We start from the raw sequence: 20,444 nt of genomic DNA, 5'->3' as shown, positions 1-20,444 counted from the left end.
CCATCCGACGGGCGGCAAGCCCCCATGTCCTCCATCGCCCCCTGGACGTCCAGGGGCATGTTGAACCTATCCGCAGTGCATCAACCACGAGCACTAATGAAACGTATCAAGATGCTGACGGCCAACACCTCTGGACCCTCAAAAGGTTTCCCGGAGTGCCTGAGGCCAATGCGTCGAACCCTAACAACCCCGAAGAAGTGGAGCAGGTAAGAAAATGATCCGTACAAAACACACGCTGGCCGCCGCCGTCGTCGTTTCTGCTGCCTTGGCGCTGACCGCCTGCGGTGGCGAAGCACCGGCGTCGGACCTTTCCTCCGTCAAAATCATGGCGCCCTTCCTGGAAGCGCAGCCGCCAACGGCCGACGGTGCTGTGCAAAAGAAGCTCGAAGAGGTCACCGGCAAGGACATCAACATCACGTGGACGCCCAACGCGTCCTACGAAGACAAAATGAACATCACCCTCGCTTCCTCGGATATCCCGCATGTCCTGGTGGTCCAAGGCAAAACGCCCGGCTTCGTCAAGAACGCGGAAGCCGGCGCCTTCTGGGACCTGACGGACAAGCTGAAGGATTACCCGAACCTCAAGACCACGTTTCCGGAAGTCCAACAGAACGCCAGCATCAACGGCAAAGTGTACGGCGTCTACCGTGGCCGCAATCCGATCCGCGCCGCGGTCATGTTCCGCCAGGACTGGCTGGACAAACTGGGCCTGAAAGCGCCCGAAACCGTTGAGGACCTCTACAAGGTTGCAAAGGCGTTCACTGAGCAGGACCCGGACGGCAACGGCCAGAACGATACCTACGGCATCACCATCCCCAAGTGGGGCGCGCTGGGCACCAACAGCCCGTACGACATGATCGAGACCTGGTACGGGGCCGGAAACAGGTGGACCGAGCGCGACGGCAAGCTCGTTCCCAGCTTCGAGACCGACGAATTCCTGGAAGCCGACCGCTTCATCAAGAAAATGGTGGATGAAAAGCTCATCAACCCGGATTTCGCCACGTACGACAGCACCAAGTGGAATGAACCCTTCTTTAACGGCAAGGGCGGAATGATCATCGACGTCGATTCCCGCGTCAGCGTCCTCATCAACCTGTTCAAGCAGGCCAACCCCAATGACTTCCAGAATAAGGTGGGCTTCGTTGGCAGCCTGAAGGGCCCCGACGGCGAACTGCACGCCCACCCCACGGACGGTTACTCCGGCTTCCTGGCCATTCCCAAAGCCAGCGTTAAAACCGAAGCCGATCTGAAGAACGTGCTCAGCTTCCTGGACAAGTTGAACAGCAAGGACGCAGCGATACTTTTGAACAACGGCATCGAGGGCGTGAACTTCACGGTGGAGGACGGCCTGGCCGCAACCATCAAACCCGAAACCCCTGAAGGCAAAACGGTCAACACCGATATCAAGAGCTTTGCCCAACTGGGCACCAACGTCACAGGCAACAATTTCTACCCGGTCAAGCAGGCCTCCGAGTACGAGCAGAAAGTGTTCGACGATCGGACCGCCATCATGGCCGAAGACCTCAAGAGCGCCGTCTACAACCCCGCCGCGGCTTTCGTCTCACCCACCTACGTTGCCAAAGGCGCGCAACTGGACAACATCGTGGCCGACGCACGCATCAAGTACCTTGCCGGCCAGCTCGACGAACAGGGCCTGAAGGACGCCATCAAGCTGTGGAACACCAGCGGCGGTGACAAGGTCAAGGAAGAAATCAACAAGCTCTGGCAGGAAAACAAGAAGTGACAGCGCCGGTCGTAGAAGCCAAAGCCCCGGGGAGGGCGGCAAGCAAGCCGCCCGCCCCGGCGCGGCGGCGCGGATTCGCAGTCCACTTTGCCCACTACAAGTGGCTGTATCTCCTGCTTCTGCCCGGAGTCCTGTACTTCGCGATCTTCCGGTACGGGCCAATGTACGGGGTGTCCATCGCCTTCAAGGACTACGTGCCGTTCCTTGGCGTCAATGGCAGCCCCTGGGTAGGGTTCACGAACTTCACGGACTTCTTCGCCAACCCCGACTTCCCGCGCTTGCTGGGCAACACCCTGATCCTGGCGTTCCTGAACCTGGGGATCGCGTTCCCGTTGACCATCGTGCTGGCGTTGCTGCTCAATGAGGTCCGGCTCTCCGTGCTCAAGCGCACGGTCCAGACACTCGTATATATCCCGCACTTCCTGTCGTGGACCATCGTGGCCTCGTTGAGCTTCCTGCTTTTCGCCCTGGACATCGGCCCGCTCTTCCAGTTCGTTAACTTGCTCTTCGGGACCAACGTGGACATCCTGTCCGATCCCAACTGGTTCAGGCCCCTGATCGTGCTCCAGGAAATCTGGAAGAACACCGGCTGGGGAACCATCATCTTCCTCGCCGCGCTGGCCACAGTGGACCAGGATCAATATGAGGCCGCGATCATCGACGGCGCCGGCAGGTTCCGCCGTGTCTGGCACATCACCCTGCCCGGCATCCGTTCCACCATCATCGTGATGCTCATCCTGGCCATCGGGCAGATGCTCAACACAGGCTTCGAGCAGATCTACCTCATGACCAACGCACTCAACCGCTCCGTGGCCGACGTCTTTGATACCTACGTCTACTTTGTGGGCATCACCCAAGGCGCCTACAGCTACAGCACCGCCGTCGGGCTTTTCAAGTCCTTGGTGGGAATCGTGCTGATCTTCGGCACCAACTGGCTGTCCAAGCGGTTCAACCAGAGCGGACTGTTCTAATGAAGATTCACAACACGCGTGGCGGCCGGATCTTCGACGCCGCCAACTACGTCTTCCTGAGCCTCATCGGGATCATTACGCTGCTGCCGTTCATCTACGTGATCGCAGGCTCGTTCGCCAACGAGGCCGAGATCACCCGGCGTGCCTTCTTCGTCTGGCCGGAGCAGTTCACCCTTTCGGCGTATGAGTACATTTTCTCCACGCCCGCGTTTATCCGGGCCTTGGTCACCACGGTCCTGGTGACCTTGGTGGGTACGCTGATCCAGTTGGTACTGACCGTGACCATGGCCTACCCGCTGGCCAAGAAGAACCTCCGGGGCCGGAAGCTGATCATGTCCCTGGTGGTGTTCGCCATGGTGTTCTCCGGCGGCATGATTCCCACGTTCCTCCTGGTCAAGGACCTGGGCTTGCTGAACACCTACTGGGCCTTGATCCTTCCCGCGGCCATCAATCCGTTCAGCCTCATCATCATCAAGAACTTCTTCCAGGAGCTTCCTGCCGAGCTGGAGGAGTCCGCCAAGATGGACGGCGCCACGGAAATCGGGATCCTGTGGCGGATCCTGCTGCCGCTGTCCAAACCGGTACTGGCCACTTTTGCGCTGTTCTACGCCGTTGGTATCTGGAACGACTTCATGTCCCCGTTGCTCTACCTCAGCGACAACAACATGTGGACCTTGCAGATGTACCTCCGCCAGGTCACCGCCGCGTCCGACCTCCTGGGCACGGGCAACGTGGACCCGTCATATATTCCACCGGAACAGGGGATCAAATTCGCGGTGATCGTGGTTGCCACCCTCCCGATCCTGATCTTCTACCCGTTCCTCCAGAAGCATTTCGCCAAGGGCATGCTGATCGGATCGGTCAAGGGCTAGGCGCTGCTGTCTCGATGAAAGGACAACCATGAAGATCCTCCTCGCGGGCGACTCCACTGTGGCTGCCTGCCCCAGCTACGAGTATCCGATGAGCGGATGGGGCCCCCACCTTGCGCCACAAACCTATCGGTGGGGTGCCGTCCACAATTACGCCAAGGGCGGTGCCACCACCGAATCGTTCAGGGAAGAAGGCCTCTGGCAGCAACTGCTCCAGCAGACGGTGCAGGGCGATGTTGTGCTCCTCCAGTTCGGCCATAACGACCAGAAGCGTGAACACCTCGCGGCCCGAACCGGCTACGCGGAGAACCTTCGCCGGATGGTGGTCGAGGTTCGTGCCAAGGGCGGGATCCCCATCCTGTGTACCTCCGTGGAACGCCGGCTCTTCCTGGCGGGCCAACTGGAGCACAGTCTCGGTGAGTTTCCCGCCGTCGTGCGTGAACTGGGCGCCGAGCTCGGCCTGGACGTCCTGGACCTCAACCGCTGGACGCGGGAACTTTACCTGGAACTGGGCGAGGAAGGGTCCAAGGAGCTGTTCTTCCACTTCGCCCCGGGCGAGCACGCTCACTGGGCCGGAGGGTTGGAGGACAACACGCATTTTCATGAGAACGGCGCACGACGGATCGCCGCGTACGTGGCCGGGCAATTGGAAGCGTTGGGGTATGGCCTTGGCGCCCTCACCACGGGGGCACGCGCTTGATCTATTCCAACCCCCTGCGGGGCCCGTCGGATGTGGCGTCCTGGATCGCTGAGGGGCCGGTTCAGTTCGGAACCCACGACGACGGCGGGCCGGGGCGGGCGGCCGACGGAGCCACCGCGCTGGTCCTGTCGGGCTCCCTCGACGCGGAGGAGCACGGGGACCACGCCCATTGGACACTGTGGTGCCCGGAGCTGCTACCCGACCATGTCCGCATCAGCTGGGACTTCCGGCCCTTGGAAGAGCCCGGTCTGGCCATGGTGTTCTTCGCGGCGCGGGGCCATGGGGGAGAGGACTTGTTTTCTTCGTCCTTGTCGCCCCGGACCGGCTTCTATCCGCAGTATCACTCCGGAGACATGGATGCCCTCCACATTTCGTACCTCCGGCACAAGTACGCCTCAGAACGTGCGTTCCGGACCTGCAACCTGCGCAAGAGTGCGGGCTTTGAACTCGTGGCCCAGGGTGCGGACCCGCTTCCGCCGGCCGATGATGCTGAGGGCCTCTACCGGATGGAAGTCATCAAGGATGGGCCGCGGGTGGCCTTCTCCATCAATGAATTACCTTTGTTCTCCTGGACGGACCCCGGGCCGGATCCCTTGGGCGGCGGCTACTTCGGGATCCGCCAGATGGCCCCGCTGAAGGCCGCCTACCGCGACCTTCGGATCGAAAAGCTCTAGCTCCAGAGCCTGTGACAAGGCGCACAACACCATGACGTAGGATGTCCCCATGCCTCTCTTTGACCTTCCCCTCGATCAACTTCGCGACTACGCCTCCAGTGCCGTGGCGCCGGCCGACTTTGACGACTTCTGGGACCGCACCATCAACGAGGCCCGGGCCTTGCCGCTGGACGCAGTCTTCGAGCCCGTGGACAACTACCTGGCAGTGATCGACTCCTTCGATGTGACGTTCTCAGGGTTCGGGGGAGACCGGATCAAGGGCTGGCTTCACCTTCCGGCGCACCTCGAGCCGGGTACGCGGCTTCCTGTGGTGGTGGAATACATTGGCTACTCGGGCGGGCGCGGGCTGGTCAACCAGAACACACGCTGGGCGCAGGCCGGCTACGCGCACTTCATCATGGACACCCGCGGCCAGGGCTACGGCGGGGTCTCCGGCGACACCCCGGATCCACACCCCTCGGCGGGCGAGGTGAACTATGCCGGACTCATGACGCGCGGCGCCGACCATCAGGACAACTACTATTTCCGGCGGGTCTACGTGGACGCTTTCCGTGCGGTTGAAGCGGCACAGAGCCATCCCGCCGTCGACCCTTCCGCAGTGGTGCTCACCGGCGTGAGCCAAGGCGGCGGCATCACCGTTGCGGCCGCCGGGCTGACGGCCGGAAGGCTCGACGGCGTCATCGCCGCACTGCCCGACGTCCCCTTCCTGCAGGACTTCCCCCGCGCGATCGACATCACCCCGCGCGGCCCGTATCCGGAGATCGCTTCCTTCCTGGGCAGGCACAGGGACCGCTACGAGCCGATGCTGGCCGTCCTGAACTACTTCGACGGCGTCCACCTGGGCCGTCGGGCCACCGTTCCCGCACTGTTCTCCGCAGCCCAGATGGACGATATCTGCCCGCCGTCCACGGTCTTCGCGAGCTACAACAACTACGGGCTTTCTGCAGGCTCGCCGGAAAAGGACATCGAGGTGTACCGCTTCAACAACCACGAAGGCGGCCAGGAACACCACTGGATCAAGCAGTTGCAGTTCCTGCGCAAACTTTTGTCATCATGATGGACGCAATTTGCCGGGTTTGAGTTTGTCCGGTTATGGTGTGGCTATGACAAACCGTTGGTATGCGTATTTTTCGTTGGCTCTGGAGGGGCCCGCGTCTAACTGACACGCATCCAACTTTCCTTCAGAGCCAACAGGGCAGAGATCATTCTCTGCCCTTCGCCATATCCGGCGGGTTCTGAAAAGGGGCCCGCTCCGTATCCCGGACAGGACCCAAAAATGACCAGCATCGCCGCAGAATCCACCGAATCGCTCGAATCCAGCGATCCCACCCAGCCCGCTACCTCCAACTTGCGGGTGGCCCGCTTCGAGCCGCTTCCGGCACCCCAGGACCTCATCGCTGAGCTGCCGCTGGACGCCCGCTCGGCTGCCGTCGTCGACCGCGGCCGCGACCAGGTCCGCGCCATCATGGACGGTGTGGACGACCGCCTGCTGGTGATCGTTGGTCCCTGCTCCATCCACGACCCCAAGGCCGGGCTTGAGTACGCCCGCAGGTTGGTCAGCCAGGCGGAGAAGCACAAGGAGGACCTGCTGGTGGTCATGCGGACGTACTTCGAGAAGCCGCGCACCACTGTCGGTTGGAAGGGCCTCATCAACGATCCCCACTTGGACGGCAGCCACGACATCGCCGCGGGCCTCCGCGCAGCCCGTGGCTTCCTGAAGCAGGTCACTGCCCTGGGGCTGCCCACCGCCACGGAGTTCCTTGAGCCGATCAGCCCGCAGTACATGGCCGACCTCGTCTCGTGGGGTGCGATCGGCGCCCGGACCACGGAAAGCCAGATCCACCGCCAGCTCGCCTCCGGACTGTCCATGCCCATCGGGTTCAAGAACGGCACGGACGGCGACCTCCAGGTGGCGATCGACGCTTGCGGCGCCTCTGCCGCGGAGCAAGCCTTCCTGGGAATCGACGACGACGGCCGCGCAGCTCTGGTTGCGACGTCGGGAAACCCTGACACCCACGTCATTCTCCGGGGCGGGCGCAAGGGTCCGAACTACTCCGCCGCCGATGTTGCATCTGCGTCCGCCAAGCTCGCAGCCAAGGGCCTCAACCCGCGACTGATCGTGGATGCCAGCCACGCCAACAGCGGCAAGAGCCACCACCGCCAGGCTGAGGTTGCCTTGGAAATCGGAGCTCAACTCGAAGCCGGCGCTTCCTCTCCCGTCGCCGGTGTGATGCTGGAGAGCTTCCTGGTCGGTGGGGCGCAGAACCTGGACGTTACCAAACAGTTGTCCGGTGAGCAGGAGCTCGTCTACGGCCAGAGTGTCACCGACGCCTGCATGGAATGGGATGTCACGGCGTCGGTCTTGGAGCAGTTGGCTGCGTCCGCCCGGAAGCGTCGGGCCGTCTCGGGAGCTGCGTTGGGGGAGTAGCATCCCACTTCACCGAAAAGCTTTCACATTGGCCCCATCAGCCTCTAGAGTATCTAGCACATGGTTGTTTGATGGCTCAGCATCGTCACACCGTTCCTGGGGGTGTCCTAGTCGGCTGAGAGCAAAGGAATATGGGAAATGTCCGCGGAGACTAACTTCTCGAATGCGCGTTTCATGACGGTGGCTGAAGTGGCCGACGTCCTGCGTGTTTCCAAAATGACCGTGTACCGCCTGGTCCACTCAGGAGAAATGCCGGCCGTCCGGTTTGGCCGTTCTTTCAGGGTGCCGGAGGAAGCCGTGGCCCAGTACCTCAAAGGTGCTGTGGTTGACGGACAATCCGAGACGGCCTGAGGCTGCCGGGGTCCGTTCAGCGGACCGTGGTCATGGGGTACCCCTTTGAAGCGGTACTCTGTTAAGGAACGTTTTACGTCAATGTAAGAATCTGTCAGTTGTACTGTCTGCTTCCGCGGATGTGTTCCAACAGACAGGAACTTCTAGTTTGTAAGGAACTTTCGTGGGTTCAGTTATTAAGAAGCGCCGCAAGCGTATGGCCAAGAAGAAGCACCGCAAGCTGCTTCGCAAGACCCGCCACCAGCGCCGCAATAAGAAGTAGAGATACTTCATCAAGCGTGAATGCCCGTTGCCTTTCGAGGTGGCGGGCATTTTTGCATCCCCGACGCTCTCTCAGGTGTGCGCCCCTTGGGTGGGTTCCTCTCTCAGGTGTGCGCCCCTTGGGTGGGTTCCTCTCTCAGGTGTGCGCCTGTTGGGTGGGTTCCTCTCTCACCGGCCTGCCGCAAACCCCGAACCTATAGCGGGATCGATCCAAGCATTCCTTAGCGCCTGCTTGATTCGTCCTATTGCACGGGCAAAGCCGTCCGCCAAGTCCTCCTGACTGAAGACGAGAACCGTCCAGCCTGCCGATTCAAAGGCCTTGTCACGGCGTCGATCCCTAAACATCTGTTCCTGTTCAAGGTGATGGCCGCCGTCGTACTGAATAGCGAGCCTGCGCTCGCGAAGGCCGAGGTCCGCCGAAGGCGAGAACGGATCGTCCGGACGGAGCCGCACCTGAAGATCGGGCTCCGATATGCCGGCGTCCACCATGGCCAGGCGCAGCAGCGATTCCGGAACGGAGTCTGAGCCTACGCGCATTAAATCCAGGGCATCGCGTGCTCGGACAACACCCTGAAGGTTCTTGTGCTGTTCAACCATTGCCTGGAGTTCTCCGATGGAACCGAAAGGCCTGTCCCGGTTTTCGAACTCGGGTCTGGGGATGCGGATGATTTGGTCACCAACACACACCAGATCCTTCAACGGCAATTGCCTCGCCAAGTCCAACCAGGTCCTTGCCCGGGTACTGATCCACATACCGTTGGTGAACTCAACCTCATCATCTTTGACAGTCACAGTGTGTCCGGTTATGCCGCGGCGTCGGACCGAGGGAAGCCTCCGTGGCTTGCTCAGGTGCAATTCGTTTGAGTCCGCGAGCCACGGAGGCAGGTAGAGCCCGTGCAACCTGGCTGCAGTCACGTGGGATATCCACGCGCCCGGGGTTGCGGCCGAAAGAGTGCGGGCAGCCTCCGTTAAGTCAAAGGCCCAGGCAACAGGTCGGTGTATACCCCTGCTGACGTTCTCGATGCTGATTCGTTTGGAAAGTTGCCTCTGTTTCAGCCCGGCGGTTGCGGCTTCCTCGAGTGTGAAAGGAACGGAGGCCAGGGCAACGGGAAGGGGTGACGGTTTCTGCATACCGGCATTGTTTCCCACCACTGCCCATCGGCGCAGAAGTTATCCACAGGGCCGGGAGATGCGGCTCATCATTTGCGGTAGGGATCCCCGGAAAGGGCGGATTTGTGAGACAGGGATGGTGGGAAAGGGGTGGGATGTGATGGAGGGTTAGAGGCGGGGGCCGCGGAAGCGTGAGAAGCCGCGCCACAGACCGTAAATCGCCCCACCGACAGTGGCGGCTTTGAGGCCGAGAGTTGCTGCCCGGCGACCGGAGCGAAAGTCATACACAGGCCAGTTGTGGTCGCGGGCATGCCGTCGCAGCTTGGCATCAGGATTTATGACCACGGGATGCCCCACCATGGTCAAAAGCGGAATGTCGTTTGCGGAATCGCTGTATGCCCAGCAGTGGTCCAGATCAAGTCCCTCGCGTTCGGCGACCAACTGGACCGCAACTGCCTTGGCGGGTCCGTGCAAAATATCGCCGACTAGCTTCCCCGTATACATGCCTTCATGTACCTCGCCGACTGTGCCCAAAGCGCCGGTCAGGCCAAGCCGTGTGGAAATTACTGTCGCGACCTCGATGGGCGTCGCCGTTACCAGCCAAACCTTGCGGCCAACTCTCAGGTGCTGCTCGGCCAGGGCTTTGGTACCAGGCCAGATGCGGGACTCGATCATTTCGTCGTAGACCTCTTCGCCCAAGGCTTTGATGTCATCAACGGTGATGCCGGCGGCCAGAGTCAGGGCAGAGTCGCGAACGGCGTGGACGTCCTCCATATTTTCGCCACGCATCACAAACTTGAACTGTTTCCAGGCGAAACCGGCCGCCTGCGGCAAAGTGAAGGCTTTGCGTTCGTACATTTTACGTGCCACGTGGAAGAGGCTCGCGCCCTTCATCAAGGTGTTGTCGACGTCGAAGAAAGCAGCTTCACCGGTGTGCTTCTGCGCTTCGGCAGCTCCGGCCACAGCGGCGTTCTTCTCCTCGGGCATGCCTTGAGTCTAGTCAATTGCCGGTACCCCGCGTTGAGGGCGCACGGGAATGCCCCCGGGGGTGGGATGTGAGAGATGGTTGTTGGAGGGGGTGGGATGTGAGTGAGGGTCCGGCGGGAGGGGGTGGGATGTGAGTGAGGGTCCGGCGGGAGGGGGTGGGATGTGAGTGAGGGTCCGGCTGGAGGGGGTGGGATGTGAGAGATGGTTGCTGGAGGGGGATCGCGGGCGGTTACCTTTAATCACATGGCTATTCCCGACGTCGTTCTCCTCACCAAAGCTGACTGCCACCTCTGCACGGCGGCTCGCGCCGCCGTCGAGCGCGTTACAGCGAACCTTGGAATCACCTGGACCGAGCAGGCAATCGACGGCGACCCCCAACTTCAGGAACGCTACGCGGAAGAGATTCCGGTGGTCCTGGTGAACGGTGTTCAGCGCGATTTTTGGAAGATTGACGAGGACCGGCTGACCCGCACCTTGAAGAAAGCCTTGGCGGGCTGAGCGTGGAGTTGCCTGTATGTAGTGGCTTTTGTTGAGTCCGGCCGGGGGTCATAGAGTGGAACAACAAAGCGACGCAATGGAGAATACCGTGACTGCGCTGGAACCGTCCGCGGAAGCTATATCCGGGGACAACGAACCTGCCGCCAAGCAGATCCCGCCCGCGGCTGTGGCCCGGATGACCCTCTATTTGCGTGCGCTGAACTCGCTTCTGGCCGAAGGAGTGGAGCGCGTCTCCTCCGAAGCGCTGGCCGAAGCATCAGGCGTTAGTTCCTCGACTCTCCGCAAGGACCTTTCCTACGTCGGCTCTTACGGAACTCGGGGCGTCGGGTATGAGGTCCAATATCTGAGCCGCCACATTGCCGCCGCCCTGGGCCTGACCCATGACTGGAAAGTGGCAATTGTGGGTGCCGGTAACCTTGGCAAGGCCCTCGCCCGGTACGGCGGCTTTGAGTCCCGAGGTTTCGACGTCGTGGCCATCTTCGACGCCGACCCCATGGTGATCGGCAATGAGGTAGGTTGGCTGCGCGTCAGCGATTCAGCCGAACTTGAGCGGGTCCTTGAACGAACACATACAAACATGGTGGTGCTCGCGCTTCCGGCTACCGTGGCGCAGGCGGTATGTGACCGTGTGATCGCAGCCGGAATCAGGAGCATCCTGAGCTTCGCGCCAGTGCTCCTGCAGGTCCCGCCGCACGTGAATCTGCGAAAAGTGGACATGGCCACCGAACTCCAGATTCTGGCCTACCACGCACAAAGGGCACAGACACCGGGCCAGGCTGTTTAGCCTTTGCCGGAGTCCGCGCCCCTTGGTGGTGTGTAGGAAGCCTACCGCTTAGCGGCCCTGGTACGGGTTGCCGAACTGCGGAGTCTTCCGGAAGTACGGAGCCGACGCCGGCAGGTACAACAGGACGATCGCCACGATACCGAGCAAGGCTGAAAGCGACGCCAGGCTCAGCGGCACCAGGGCGAAGATCGACAGGGCAGCGAGGACTGTACCAAGGATGCGTGCCCAGTTGCGGCCCTTGCGGACGTTGATGGCAACCAGCGCATACAAGCCGGCGCCGATGACGCCCAGTGCCACCATGACGCCCACAATGAAGCCCTGAACGTCCTCGAAGCGGACATCAGCGCCGCCGGCCGACAGTTGGTCCTCGAACATGCTCCTGAAGGAGGGATCGTTGACCGCTGCCATGGAGATGATGATGGAGATCAGCCAGACGGCTCCTGCACCGACGATCAACCAGAAGGCGGTATTGACCATCTGGGGGACCGTGGACGGACCGGGCTGCTGGCTCGGCCAGTTGGTGTCCTGACCGTACTGGGGAGCCTGGCCGTAGGGCGAGGCACCGGGTTGGCCGTACTGGGGTGCTGCCGGCTGGCCGTACTGGGGCGCCGCGGGCTGCCCGTACTGCGGCGCTGCCGGTGGCTGGGACTGCTGGCCGTATTGCGGTGCCGCGGGAGGCTGGGACTGTTGGCCGTATTGCGGTGCCGCGGGCGGCTGGGACTGCTGGCCATACTGGGGCGATGCGGGCTGGGCGCCCGGCTGCTCGGGCTGGTTGGGGTCGCCCGGGTTCGACGGCGGGTATGGAGGGTTGCTCATGGCATTCCTTTGCTTGTTCGACTGCAGGTACGGCCGCCGGGATCAGCAAAGTGACCCTGCCCCCAGCGTGGTTCTGATTCCACCGTACCCCCAGCGTCCGGCGCCACTGCATACCACGCGCAGGAAATTCAAGTGGGCAGGGAAAATCATCATGTTGGCGTACTTCTACATGATGAAGGCCGTGGGAATCCTTGGGGGATCGGCCACGGCCTTCGGTTCAGGAAGGGACTCGGTTCAGGAACTGCCTGGGTTCAGGACCTGCCTGCCTGGGTTCAGGACCTGCCTATACGAAGTGCTTTTGTGATTCGGGGAGCCACATCATGATTGCGGCCGCAACTGCCGCAGCTGAACTGAGCAATGACAGGTTGAGCGTAATCAGGAGGAAGAGCAACGAGAGAACCGCGAATCCGCCCAAAATCGACAGAACCAACCGGGCCCAGCGCGCTCCCTCTTTGAGGCGGATGGCGATGAACACGTAGACGGCGGCTATCACCAGGCTGAAGACGAAGTTGAAGATCCCCGTCCCGATGGCCAGCGCCCCGAAGATGTCGCGGTAAATGAAGATGTTGGCGAAGTTGGCGATGACGCCCAGGGCCGCTGCAGCGACCCAAAGCCAGTAGGAAGTGGTGAGTGTCTTCGGAACGCCGGTGGTGTCCCGGAACCTCTGCGTTATGTTGCTGAAGTCCAGACCGAAAACGTTCCGCGGCGGGGCGTTGTAGCCCAAGCCTGCAGGCGGTGTGGGGTTCGGGCCGGTGGGCGCCGTGTACGCTGCTTGCCCTGGCTGCTGGTAGGCAGGGGGAGGCTGGTAACCCTGCTGCCCCTGGTAACCGCCGGGCGGAACGGTGCCGCCTTGGGGTGGCTGGTATCCGGCAGGAGGCTGATAGCCGGCGGGGGGTTGGTAGCCCGCAGGAGGAACATTGCCTGGCTGCGGTGGCTGGGCGCCGGGCTGCTGTGGCTGGGGTGCTTCATCTGGGGTACTCATGGCATCACTGTAGACCGCAGGTTGAAGGTTGCATAGGAAATTCGGAGCTAACTCGCAGCTAAATACAGGGTGTTTGCCGAACAATAGCCGGGTGACTCTTGCGTATGCGAAACGGCCGGATGCGAAACGGCGCCCCTGCAGCACGAAGCTGAACAGGGACGCCGTTCGGGGTGTTCTGGAATCAGGCTGCGGCCGGAGCGATGAACGCGAGTTCCAGGTTGATGACTACCTTGTCGCTGACCAGGACGCCACCGGCTTCGAGGACTGCGTTCCAGGTAAGGCCGAACTCCTTGCGGCTGATGGTGGTTTCGCCCGAGACGCCCGCGCGGGTGTTGCCGAACGGATCCACTGCGACGCCGTTGAATTCGGTCTCGATGGAGACTTCCTTGGTCACGCCCTTGATGGTGAGATCGCCCACGAGGTCGAAGCTGTTGCCGTTGGCCTTGACGTGGCGGGACACGAAGGTGATCTCCGGGAACTTCTCCACGTCGAAGAAGTCTTCGCCCTTGACGTGGCCATCGCGGTTGACGTCGCCGGAGTCGAAGCTGGCGGTCTGGATGGTTGCGGTGACCTTGGAGTCGGTCAGGGTTTCGCCGACCTCGAGGGTGGCTGCAGCATCCTTGAACTGGCCGCGGACCTTGCTGATGCCCGCGTGGCGAACGGTGAAGCCGATTTCGCTGTGGGAAGCGTCGAGGGTCCAGGTGCCGGTGGTTACGGAAGCGGGGAGGGTCATCATGGTTGTTGCTCCTATATGTAGTGGAAGGTACTGCGTGCTTGCCCGGCTGAAACCAATTGCTTGAAGCGTCAACCGAGCTTCGTGTCTAGTATAAACATGCATATGCATCTTTTATTCCAACTCCGCGGAACATTTCGGGAAAACTTTGAGTTCTACTTGCGGTAGAAGATTTCGGATCGCCCCGCTTCTTTGAGAAACTGGTAAACATGCCCCAAGCAACTGTCCATCTGCTTCGCCATGGCGAGGTCCATAATCCCGACGGCGTCCTCTACGGTCGACTGCCGGAATTCCACCTCTCCGAACGCGGCCGGGAGATGGCCCGAATGCTGGCCGACCACTTTGTTGCCCGTGTTGGCGAGGGTGCCAAGATCGTGCACCTTGTTGCCTCGCCGTTGACCCGCGCGCAGGAAACCGCCATGCCGACGGCGGAAGCGCTGAACCTTGAGATCAGCATCGAACCCCGGATCATAGAAGCCGAGAACCACTTCCAGGGACTCCATCCCACCAAAAGCGAGTTCCTGAAGCCCAAGCATTGGCTCTACTTCCGGAATCCGTTGCGCCCGTCCTGGGGCGAGCCTTACAAGGAGCAGGCTGCCCGCGTCCTGGCCGCAGTGGAAGATGCACGCTTGAAGGCGATTGAATTGGGCGGGGACGGCGCCGAAGCGATCCTGGTCAGCCACCAGCTTCCCATTTGGTCCACGCGCCTGACTGCCGAGGGCCGACGCCTGGCGCACGATCCCCGCAAACGCGAATGCACCCTGACCTCGCTCACGTCCCTGACGCTCGATGACGACGGCAAGATCATACGAGTTGAGTACAGCGAACCCGCTGCCGCCCTGCTTCCCGGTGCGGCCAGCACTCCGGGGGCTTAGGAAAACATGGACAACAACCTTTCACGTCGTGGCGTTTTGACTGCCGGTGGAGTTCTTCTGGCCGGACTGACCATGGGCCTTTCCGCGTGCGCGCAGAAAGACTCCCTGGCTGAGCAGGCCAAAGCCGGCGACAACAAGAACTATGTTGCCGGCGACGGCTCTGTCACGGAGTTCGCCAAAGCCGACCGCGCAGCGCCCGTGTCGATCAAGGGCACGCTCTTCAACGGCACTGAAGTCAAGCCCGAGGACCTGCAAGGCAAGGTCACGGTCCTGAATTTCTGGTTTGCCGCCTGTGCTCCGTGCCGCATCGAAGCCCCGCAACTCGAAGCGCTGCACCAGGAATTCAAGGACCAGGGCGTCCAGTTCTTTGGCGTGAACCTGCGTGACGAGAAAGCCACCGCCGAAGCCTTCGACAAGACCTTCAACCTCACCTACCCGAGCTTCAACGACAAGGACGGGTCCGTGCTCCTGTCCGTGTCCGGCATGGTCCCGCCGGGCGCTGTCCCCACAACGCTGGTCCTGGACAAGGCAGGCAAAGTTGCCTCCCGCGTGCTCGGCGAGATCGAGAAGGGCACTTTGAAGGCCCTCATCACCGCTGCCGTGGCCGAGTAGTCGCCGTGAACAGTCCTTTCGCCGAGACGATCCTGAACGGTTCCTTGCTGCTGGCCGTGCCGGTTGCCTTGCTGGCCGGCCTGGTCTCGTTCCTGTCGCCGTGCGTGCTGCCCCTGGTCCCTGGCTACCTCGGCTACGTGACCGGACTGACCGGCGTCGACCTTCAAAAGCAGCGGCGCGGCCGCATGCTGGCGGGGATCGGGCTGTTTGTCCTCGGTTTCTCGGTGATCTTCGTGCTCCTGGGCGGTGCTTTCGGACAGCTTGGAACTCTCCTGACCGGCCCGCAGAATGCTTGGATCACGCAGTTGCTGGGCGTTCTGGTGATCGTTATGGGCGTCGTGTTCATGGGCGGTTTCGGCTGGTTGCAGCGTGACGCCAAGATCCACGCGAAGCCACCGGCCGGCCTGTGGGGTGCACCGCTTCTGGGGCTCACTTTCGGGCTGGGCTGGGCACCCTGCATTGGGCCGACGTACTCCGCGGTACAGTTGCTGAGCCTCTCCGGTGGTTCCTCTGCAGCAAAGGGCGCCCTCCTGGCTTTCATCTACAGCCTTGGGCTGGGCATCCCGTTCCTCCTGATCGCCTTGGCTGTCCGCCGCGGCATGGGCGTGATGACGTTCTTCCGCAAGCACCGGCTGGCCATCCAGCGGATCGGCGGAGGCATCCTGATTTTGCTCGGCATCCTGATGGCCACCGGTGTGTGGGGCCATTGGGTGACCGAGTTGCAGTACTGGTTCCAAAACGACGTGAAGTTGCCAATCTGATGAGCGAGTCCGTGAAAGCCAAGAAGAAGTCACCATCCGCTGAGAGCAACAATGCGGCGGAAGGAAAACTCCAGCAGGCCAAGTCCGAGGCTGCGGTACCCGTCCTCGGCCTCAAAGGCATGCTCCGGTGGGCATGGACCCAGCTGACCAGCATGCGTACCGCACTGTTCCTGCTGCTCCTGCTGGCTGTGGGTGCGGTGCCGGGTTCGCTGTTTCCCCAGCGCGCCGCGAACCCCGTCACCGTCACGGAGTGGATCAAGAACAACCCTGCAAGCGGGCCGTTCCTGGACGCGCTTCAGATGTTCGACGTCTACTCGTCGGCCTGGTTCTCGGCCATCTACATCCTGCTGTTCATCTCCCTGATTGGCTGCGTCACCCCTCGCGCCATCGCGCACTACAAGGCCATGAAGTCGCAGCCTCCGCGGACCCCCAAGCGCCTTTCGCGCCTTCCCGAGTACGGCACCCTCGCGCTGCCCGCCGACGCCGGGATCCCGGCGTCGAAAGCCATCAACGATGCCGCCGGGCTGCTCAAGAAGCGCGGCTACCGCGTTGAAGTACGGGACGTCGACGGCGCCCTGCCGTCCTTGGGTGCCGAGCGCGGCTTCCTGAAGGAAGTAGGCAACCTGGTCTTCCACACCTCGCTGATCGGCGTTCTGGTGTCCGTGGCCATTGGCGGCCTCTTCGGCTACAGCGGCCAGCGCATCCTGGTGGAAGGCGAAACCTTCGTGAACACTCTGGTGGGCTACGACCAATTCACGCCGGGAACCAACTTCCAAAGCAGCTCGCTGCAGCCGTACTCGGTCCGTTTGGACAAGTTCCAAGCGACGTTCGACCGGGAGTCGCCCAAGAAGACCGGCCAGCCAATCGACTACACGGCCGAGGTCACTACCAAGGAAAACCCGGGCGCACCCGAGCAGAAGGAAGTGCTGAAGGTCAACGACCCCATTTCCTTGGGCGGAACCAGCCTGTATCTCACCGGTAACGGCTATGCACCCGTGGTCACTGTCCGCGACGGTGCCGGCAACGTGGCCTTCCAAGGACCCGTCACGGCGAAGGTCCAGGGGGCCAATTACTACTCCTCGGTGGTCATCAAGGTTCCGGACGGCAAGCCAGACCAGCTCGGTTTCAACGGCTTCTTCCTGCCCACGGCCTTCGAGTCGGAACAAGGAATCTCCTTCAGCGCCGACCCGGCTTTGGCCAACCCGCAATTGAACCTGGATTCCTACTACGGCGATCTGGGCCTGGACGCGGGAACGCCGCAAAACGTCTTCGAGTTGGACGTCAGCAACCTCAACCAGCTGAACGGGCGGAAGCTCGAAGCGGGCGGCATCGTGCTGGGCTTGGGCCAGACCGCCACGCTGCCCGAAGGCAAGGGCAGCATTACCTTCGACAGCGTCAAGAAGTACATCGGGGTGGACATCCACCACAACCCGGGCCAGCTTTACGCCCTCATTTTCGGCCTCCTGGCGGTGGCCGGCCTCATGGTTTCCCTGTACGTCAACCGGCGCCGTGTCTGGGTCCGCACCGGAACCCATGAGGACGGGCGCACCATGGTGGAGTACGGCCTGCTGGCACGCGGTGAGGACCACCGCCTGGCCGGCGAAGCAGCAGCACTGCGTGAGATCCTTACCCGCGAATGGAACCTCCCGGAACCCCCGTCATCACCGGAACCCCCCGCATCACCAACCGTCTCTTCCTCAACCTCGAAGGACCAGTAATGCCAGCCATCAACGAAACCCTGGGCCAGTACAGCGAGCTGTTCATGCTGTTGGCCGCCGGCACGTACACCGTGGCGTTCATCGCCTTTGCCTGGGACCTGGCGAAGAGCAGCAAGACTTTCCAGGCGGTTGATCTCAAGGCCGCAGCCAGTTCCACCAGCGAGAAGGTGGCTGTCGCCGCCGGTCGCGTTGGAGCTGCGCTGTCAGGTCCCGACGCCGGTGGGCCGGCCGGCCGCGCCGAGCGCCCGACGTCGGGCCTCACCGTTGAGGGTGGCACCGCTGCAGGCGACATGAAGTACGCCGGTGAACGCCGCGCCGCGGCCCGTGTTGCAGTAGCGCTGACCGTCCTGGGCGTGCTGATTCACGGCGCCGGCGTGGTCACCCGCGCGCTGGGTGCCGGCCGCGTGCCGTGGGGCAACATGTACGAGTTCCTCACCACGGGCGCCTTCGTTGCCGTGGCCGTCTTCCTGATTACGCTGATCCGCCGCGACCTGAGGTTCCTGGGCACGTTCGTGCTGGGCCTGGCGATCATCATGCTGGTGGCCGCGTCTGTATCCTTCTGGACCCCGGTTGGCCACTTGGTTCCTGCGCTGCAAAGCTACTGGCTGATCATCCACGTTTCCATTGCCGTACTGTCATCTGCCTTGTTCACCCTGACCTTCGCGATGTCGGTTCTGCAACTGCTGCAGTCCTACCGGCAGAAGAACCTGGCCGCCGGCCGCAAGGACAACCTTGCTTTCATGCGGGTGGTTCCGAACGCGCTGAGCCTGGAAAACCTCTCCTACCGCATCAACGCGATCGCCTTCATCGGTTGGACGTTCACGCTCATGTTCGGTGCCATCTGGGCGGAGAAGGCCTGGGGCCGTTTCTGGGGCTGGGACCCGAAGGAAGTCTGGACCTTCGTGATCTGGGTTGTCTACGCAGGCTACCTGCACGCCCGTGCCACGCGCGGATGGACGGGAACCCGTGCAGCCTGGTTGTCGATCGTTGGCTATGCCTGCGTGATCATCAACTTCACACTCGTGAATACGGTTTTCAACGGCCTGCATTCCTACTCCGGTCTCTAGGACCCATTCCTGCCGTGAGCAGGAGCTTTACCTCAACAGTCATGGCGACTTCCGGAAATTGACAATTCGGTTGAGCAATTAGGTCTTTTGCCGGTCCGTGGCAGGTGCTAACTTGTTCAGGACCCGCCAGTGAAGCCGCTCGCTTGCGTCATGCCATGTGAACTTTCGAGGTACCCATGAGCTATGTTCTCGCCATCGATGTCGGGACAAGTTACACAGCCGCAGCTCTGATCAAGCCTTCCCGGAGCTCCGCACCCACGCCTGAAATCCTTCCTTTGGGGCTCCACGGAAGTGCTGTGCCCTCTGTGCTTTTCTACGCAGATGACGGCCGGATATTGGTGGGGGAGGCCGCTGAGCGCCGGGGCCTGGATGATCCCGGCCGGATGGTCAGGGAGTTCAAACGCCGCATTGGTGACTCCGTTCCGCTTGCCGTGGGCGGGAGCTGGCTGGCGCCGGAGGACGTCTACGCAGCCATGGCCCGATGGGTCGTGGACCGGGCCGAAGAGCGCGAGGGGGGTTCGCCGTCGTCGATCATCATGACCCATCCCGCCGCTTGGGGCGGACACCGAACATCCACGGTCCTGGCCGCGCTGAACATGGCCGGGTTGCAGGACGTCACCCTGATCAGCGAACCAGTGGCCGCTGCCCTGCACTATGCCGCCCAAACCCGGGTGGAGGACGGCAGCACCATTGCCGTGTACGACCTCGGTGGCGGCACCTTTGATACCGCGGTGCTGCGCAAAGCGGGAGCCGGGACTTTCGAACTCCTGGGCCGTCCGGACGGCATAGAAACACTTGGCGGCGCCGATTTTGACGCCGCCGTCCTGCGTCACGTGATGGGCCACCTCGATGATGCCTTGGACGGGCTCGATCCGGATGCCCCGGAGAGCAGGGCGGCGTTGTCGAGGTTGCGGCGGGAATGCCGGGAAGCCAAGGAAGCCCTGTCCATGGACAGCGAGGCCAGTATCGCCGTCGCACTGCCGGGAACCCAGCGGACACTGCGGCTGGTCCGTTCGGAGTTCGAGGCCCTGATCGAGGCGCCCATCCGGGAAACCGTGAATGCACTGGAGCGGAGCCTGCGCGGGATCAATGTTGAGCCTGGGGACTTGAGCGCGGTGTTGCTGATTGGTGGCTCGTCACGGATTCCCTTGGTGGCTGAGCTGATTTCGGTGGAACTTGACCGGCCGATCGCCGTCGACGCCGATCCCAAGTCCTCGATCTGCCTGGGTGCCGCACTGGCGGGATTGGGCGCGGAGAATGCTGCAGCCATGGATGCGGATGCCGTTGATGCCGGTGTTGCCGTTGCGGCGGGGGCATCAGTGCCGGAAACTCCCGAGCCGGCTGCACGGCCCCACCTGGCCACCTCAAGGCCCCACGTCGCTTCGGCGAGGTCTGCGGCCGCCCATGCACCCCGCTCCCGTGTGCGGCTTTCAGCCGCGGGGGTCTCGGCTGCCACCTGTCTCTTATACCCTGTTGACTCGGCCGCCGCTGATGGGCTCGCGG

22 protein-coding genes are annotated in these 20,444 nt (G+C 62.2%); 17 read left to right on the top strand and 5 right to left on the bottom strand.

All coding sequences use genetic code 11. The features are described from left to right. The first annotated feature begins 214 nt into the window (after positions 1 to 214). The 9 genes from PJL15_RS19020 (at position 215) to PJL15_RS18980 (ending at position 7,999) form a co-directional block, all read left to right on the top strand. Positions 215 to 1,744, top strand: a complete 1,530-nt coding sequence (locus PJL15_RS19020) for an extracellular solute-binding protein (RefSeq protein WP_281452695.1) — start codon at positions 215 to 217, stop codon at positions 1,742 to 1,744. Next, complete coding sequence (locus PJL15_RS19015) at positions 1,741 to 2,715, top strand: ABC transporter permease (protein WP_281452694.1); 975 nt, start codon at positions 1,741 to 1,743, stop codon at positions 2,713 to 2,715. Before PJL15_RS19020 ends, PJL15_RS19015 begins: the two co-directional genes overlap by 4 nt. Further along, complete coding sequence (locus tag PJL15_RS19010; RefSeq protein WP_281452693.1) at positions 2,715 to 3,587, top strand: carbohydrate ABC transporter permease; 873 nt, start codon at positions 2,715 to 2,717, stop codon at positions 3,585 to 3,587. The genes PJL15_RS19015 and PJL15_RS19010 overlap by 1 nt, the downstream gene beginning before the upstream one ends. Positions 3,588 to 3,615: 28 nt before the next feature. Continuing rightward, on the top strand, positions 3,616 to 4,284 hold the full coding sequence (locus tag PJL15_RS19005; protein WP_281452692.1) for a rhamnogalacturonan acetylesterase: 669 nt from the start codon (positions 3,616 to 3,618) through the stop codon (positions 4,282 to 4,284). Beyond that, positions 4,281 to 4,958: a DUF1961 family protein gene (locus tag PJL15_RS19000; RefSeq protein ID WP_281452691.1), complete on the top strand. Its 678-nt coding sequence runs from the start codon at positions 4,281 to 4,283 to the stop codon at positions 4,956 to 4,958. The genes PJL15_RS19005 and PJL15_RS19000 overlap by 4 nt, the downstream gene beginning before the upstream one ends. A 49-nt stretch (positions 4,959 to 5,007) precedes the next feature. Continuing rightward, on the top strand, positions 5,008 to 6,015 hold the full coding sequence (locus PJL15_RS18995) for an acetylxylan esterase (protein ID WP_281452690.1): 1,008 nt from the start codon (positions 5,008 to 5,010) through the stop codon (positions 6,013 to 6,015). 219 nt (positions 6,016 to 6,234) lie between these two features. Beyond that, positions 6,235 to 7,386, top strand: a complete 1,152-nt coding sequence (locus PJL15_RS18990) for a 3-deoxy-7-phosphoheptulonate synthase (RefSeq protein WP_281452689.1) — start codon at positions 6,235 to 6,237, stop codon at positions 7,384 to 7,386. 138 nt (positions 7,387 to 7,524) lie between these two features. Then, positions 7,525 to 7,737: a helix-turn-helix domain-containing protein gene (locus PJL15_RS18985; protein WP_017199160.1), complete on the top strand. Its 213-nt coding sequence runs from the start codon at positions 7,525 to 7,527 to the stop codon at positions 7,735 to 7,737. 163 nt (positions 7,738 to 7,900) lie between these two features. After that, positions 7,901 to 7,999 carry a 30S ribosomal protein bS22 gene (locus tag PJL15_RS18980; RefSeq protein ID WP_003792170.1) on the top strand — a complete coding sequence of 33 codons (99 nt, stop codon included), beginning with the start codon at positions 7,901 to 7,903 and terminating at the stop codon, positions 7,997 to 7,999. 167 nt (positions 8,000 to 8,166) lie between these two features. Here the strand turns inward: PJL15_RS18980 and PJL15_RS22655 are convergent, their stop codons facing one another. Together PJL15_RS22655 and PJL15_RS18970 are read right to left on the bottom strand one after the other, a co-directional pair. Beyond that, positions 8,167 to 8,790 (bottom strand): endonuclease domain-containing protein, encoded by a 624-nt coding sequence (locus PJL15_RS22655; protein ID WP_348651498.1) that lies wholly within the window; start codon positions 8,788 to 8,790, stop codon positions 8,167 to 8,169. A gap of 486 nt (positions 8,791 to 9,276) precedes the next feature. Beyond that, positions 9,277 to 10,095 (bottom strand): HAD family hydrolase, encoded by an 819-nt coding sequence (locus PJL15_RS18970; RefSeq protein ID WP_281452687.1) that lies wholly within the window; start codon positions 10,093 to 10,095, stop codon positions 9,277 to 9,279. A gap of 243 nt (positions 10,096 to 10,338) precedes the next feature. Between PJL15_RS18970 and PJL15_RS18965 the strand changes: the two genes are divergently transcribed. Both PJL15_RS18965 and PJL15_RS18960 read left to right on the top strand, forming a co-directional pair. After that, positions 10,339 to 10,593: a glutaredoxin family protein gene (locus PJL15_RS18965; RefSeq protein WP_281452686.1), complete on the top strand. Its 255-nt coding sequence runs from the start codon at positions 10,339 to 10,341 to the stop codon at positions 10,591 to 10,593. A gap of 76 nt (positions 10,594 to 10,669) precedes the next feature. After that, the gene (locus PJL15_RS18960) at positions 10,670 to 11,377 is read left to right on the top strand and encodes a redox-sensing transcriptional repressor Rex (RefSeq protein ID WP_281452685.1); all 708 of its coding nucleotides are present in this window, start codon (positions 10,670 to 10,672) and stop codon (positions 11,375 to 11,377) included. A gap of 48 nt (positions 11,378 to 11,425) precedes the next feature. Here PJL15_RS18960 and PJL15_RS18955 read toward each other — a convergent pair whose 3' ends face one another. The 3 genes from PJL15_RS18955 to PJL15_RS18945 all read right to left on the bottom strand — a co-directional run bounded on the left by PJL15_RS18955 (position 11,426) and on the right by PJL15_RS18945 (position 13,908). Beyond that, complete coding sequence (locus tag PJL15_RS18955) at positions 11,426 to 12,193, bottom strand: hypothetical protein (RefSeq protein WP_281452684.1); 768 nt, start codon at positions 12,191 to 12,193, stop codon at positions 11,426 to 11,428. Positions 12,194 to 12,476: 283 nt separating this feature from the next. Further along, positions 12,477 to 13,175 carry a hypothetical protein gene (locus PJL15_RS18950; protein ID WP_281452683.1) on the bottom strand — a complete coding sequence of 233 codons (699 nt, stop codon included), beginning with the start codon at positions 13,173 to 13,175 and terminating at the stop codon, positions 12,477 to 12,479. 181 nt (positions 13,176 to 13,356) lie between these two features. Then, positions 13,357 to 13,908, bottom strand: a complete 552-nt coding sequence (locus PJL15_RS18945; RefSeq protein ID WP_281452724.1) for a YceI family protein — start codon at positions 13,906 to 13,908, stop codon at positions 13,357 to 13,359. Between the two features lie 209 nt (positions 13,909 to 14,117). Between PJL15_RS18945 and PJL15_RS18940 the strand changes: the two genes are divergently transcribed. The 6 genes from PJL15_RS18940 to PJL15_RS18915 form a co-directional block, all read left to right on the top strand. Continuing rightward, positions 14,118 to 14,783 carry a histidine phosphatase family protein gene (locus tag PJL15_RS18940; protein WP_281452682.1) on the top strand — a complete coding sequence of 222 codons (666 nt, stop codon included), beginning with the start codon at positions 14,118 to 14,120 and terminating at the stop codon, positions 14,781 to 14,783. A 6-nt stretch (positions 14,784 to 14,789) separates the two neighbouring features. Then, a complete protein-coding gene (locus tag PJL15_RS18935) occupies positions 14,790 to 15,395 on the top strand; it encodes a TlpA family protein disulfide reductase (RefSeq protein ID WP_281452681.1) in 606 nt (201 codons plus the stop codon). Positions 15,396 to 15,400: 5 nt separating this feature from the next. Then, the gene (locus tag PJL15_RS18930; RefSeq protein ID WP_281452680.1) at positions 15,401 to 16,156 is read left to right on the top strand and encodes a cytochrome c biogenesis CcdA family protein; all 756 of its coding nucleotides are present in this window, start codon (positions 15,401 to 15,403) and stop codon (positions 16,154 to 16,156) included. After that, on the top strand, positions 16,156 to 17,874 hold the full coding sequence (resB, locus tag PJL15_RS18925; protein ID WP_281452679.1) for a cytochrome c biogenesis protein ResB: 1,719 nt from the start codon (positions 16,156 to 16,158) through the stop codon (positions 17,872 to 17,874). Before PJL15_RS18930 ends, resB begins: the two co-directional genes overlap by 1 nt. Beyond that, positions 17,874 to 18,941, top strand: coding sequence for a c-type cytochrome biogenesis protein CcsB (ccsB, locus tag PJL15_RS18920; protein WP_281452678.1), 1,068 nt, complete (start codon positions 17,874 to 17,876; stop codon positions 18,939 to 18,941). Before resB ends, ccsB begins: the two co-directional genes overlap by 1 nt. Positions 18,942 to 19,117: 176 nt before the next feature. After that, positions 19,118 to 20,444, top strand: a 1,327-nt coding sequence (locus tag PJL15_RS18915; RefSeq protein WP_281452677.1) for an Hsp70 family protein, incomplete at its 3' end; no start/stop codon positions are given.

The organism is Paenarthrobacter nitroguajacolicus (assembly GCF_029952445.1).
In the GTDB taxonomy this organism is placed as follows: Bacteria; Actinomycetota; Actinomycetes; order Actinomycetales; family Micrococcaceae; genus Arthrobacter; species Arthrobacter nitroguajacolicus_B.
This window is presented reverse-complemented; position numbering and strand designations above follow the sequence as displayed.

What these genes read in the sequence shown, in the direction of transcription:
- PJL15_RS19020 (WP_281452695.1), top strand. Translation starts at nt 215, where the DNA reads ATGATCCGTACAAAACACACGCTGGCCGCCGCCGTCGTCGTTTCTGCT.
- PJL15_RS19010 (WP_281452693.1), top strand. Translation starts at nt 2,715, where the DNA reads ATGAAGATTCACAACACGCGTGGCGGCCGGATCTTCGACGCCGCCAAC.
- PJL15_RS19005 (WP_281452692.1), top strand. Translation starts at nt 3,616, where the DNA reads ATGAAGATCCTCCTCGCGGGCGACTCCACTGTGGCTGCCTGCCCCAGC.
- PJL15_RS18995 (WP_281452690.1), top strand. Translation starts at nt 5,008, where the DNA reads ATGCCTCTCTTTGACCTTCCCCTCGATCAACTTCGCGACTACGCCTCC.
- PJL15_RS18990 (WP_281452689.1), top strand. Translation starts at nt 6,235, where the DNA reads ATGACCAGCATCGCCGCAGAATCCACCGAATCGCTCGAATCCAGCGAT.
- PJL15_RS18985 (WP_017199160.1), top strand. Translation starts at nt 7,525, where the DNA reads ATGTCCGCGGAGACTAACTTCTCGAATGCGCGTTTCATGACGGTGGCT.
- PJL15_RS18970 (WP_281452687.1), bottom strand. Translation starts at nt 10,095, where the DNA reads ATGCCCGAGGAGAAGAACGCCGCTGTGGCCGGAGCTGCCGAAGCGCAG.
- PJL15_RS18965 (WP_281452686.1), top strand. Translation starts at nt 10,339, where the DNA reads ATGGCTATTCCCGACGTCGTTCTCCTCACCAAAGCTGACTGCCACCTC.
- PJL15_RS18960 (WP_281452685.1), top strand. Translation starts at nt 10,670, where the DNA reads ATGGAGAATACCGTGACTGCGCTGGAACCGTCCGCGGAAGCTATATCC.
- PJL15_RS18955 (WP_281452684.1), bottom strand. Translation starts at nt 12,193, where the DNA reads ATGAGCAACCCTCCATACCCGCCGTCGAACCCGGGCGACCCCAACCAG.
- PJL15_RS18950 (WP_281452683.1), bottom strand. Translation starts at nt 13,175, where the DNA reads ATGAGTACCCCAGATGAAGCACCCCAGCCACAGCAGCCCGGCGCCCAG.
- PJL15_RS18945 (WP_281452724.1), bottom strand. Translation starts at nt 13,908, where the DNA reads ATGACCCTCCCCGCTTCCGTAACCACCGGCACCTGGACCCTCGACGCT.
- PJL15_RS18940 (WP_281452682.1), top strand. Translation starts at nt 14,118, where the DNA reads ATGCCCCAAGCAACTGTCCATCTGCTTCGCCATGGCGAGGTCCATAAT.
- PJL15_RS18935 (WP_281452681.1), top strand. Translation starts at nt 14,790, where the DNA reads ATGGACAACAACCTTTCACGTCGTGGCGTTTTGACTGCCGGTGGAGTT.
- resB (WP_281452679.1), top strand. Translation starts at nt 16,156, where the DNA reads ATGAGCGAGTCCGTGAAAGCCAAGAAGAAGTCACCATCCGCTGAGAGC.
- ccsB (WP_281452678.1), top strand. Translation starts at nt 17,874, where the DNA reads ATGCCAGCCATCAACGAAACCCTGGGCCAGTACAGCGAGCTGTTCATG.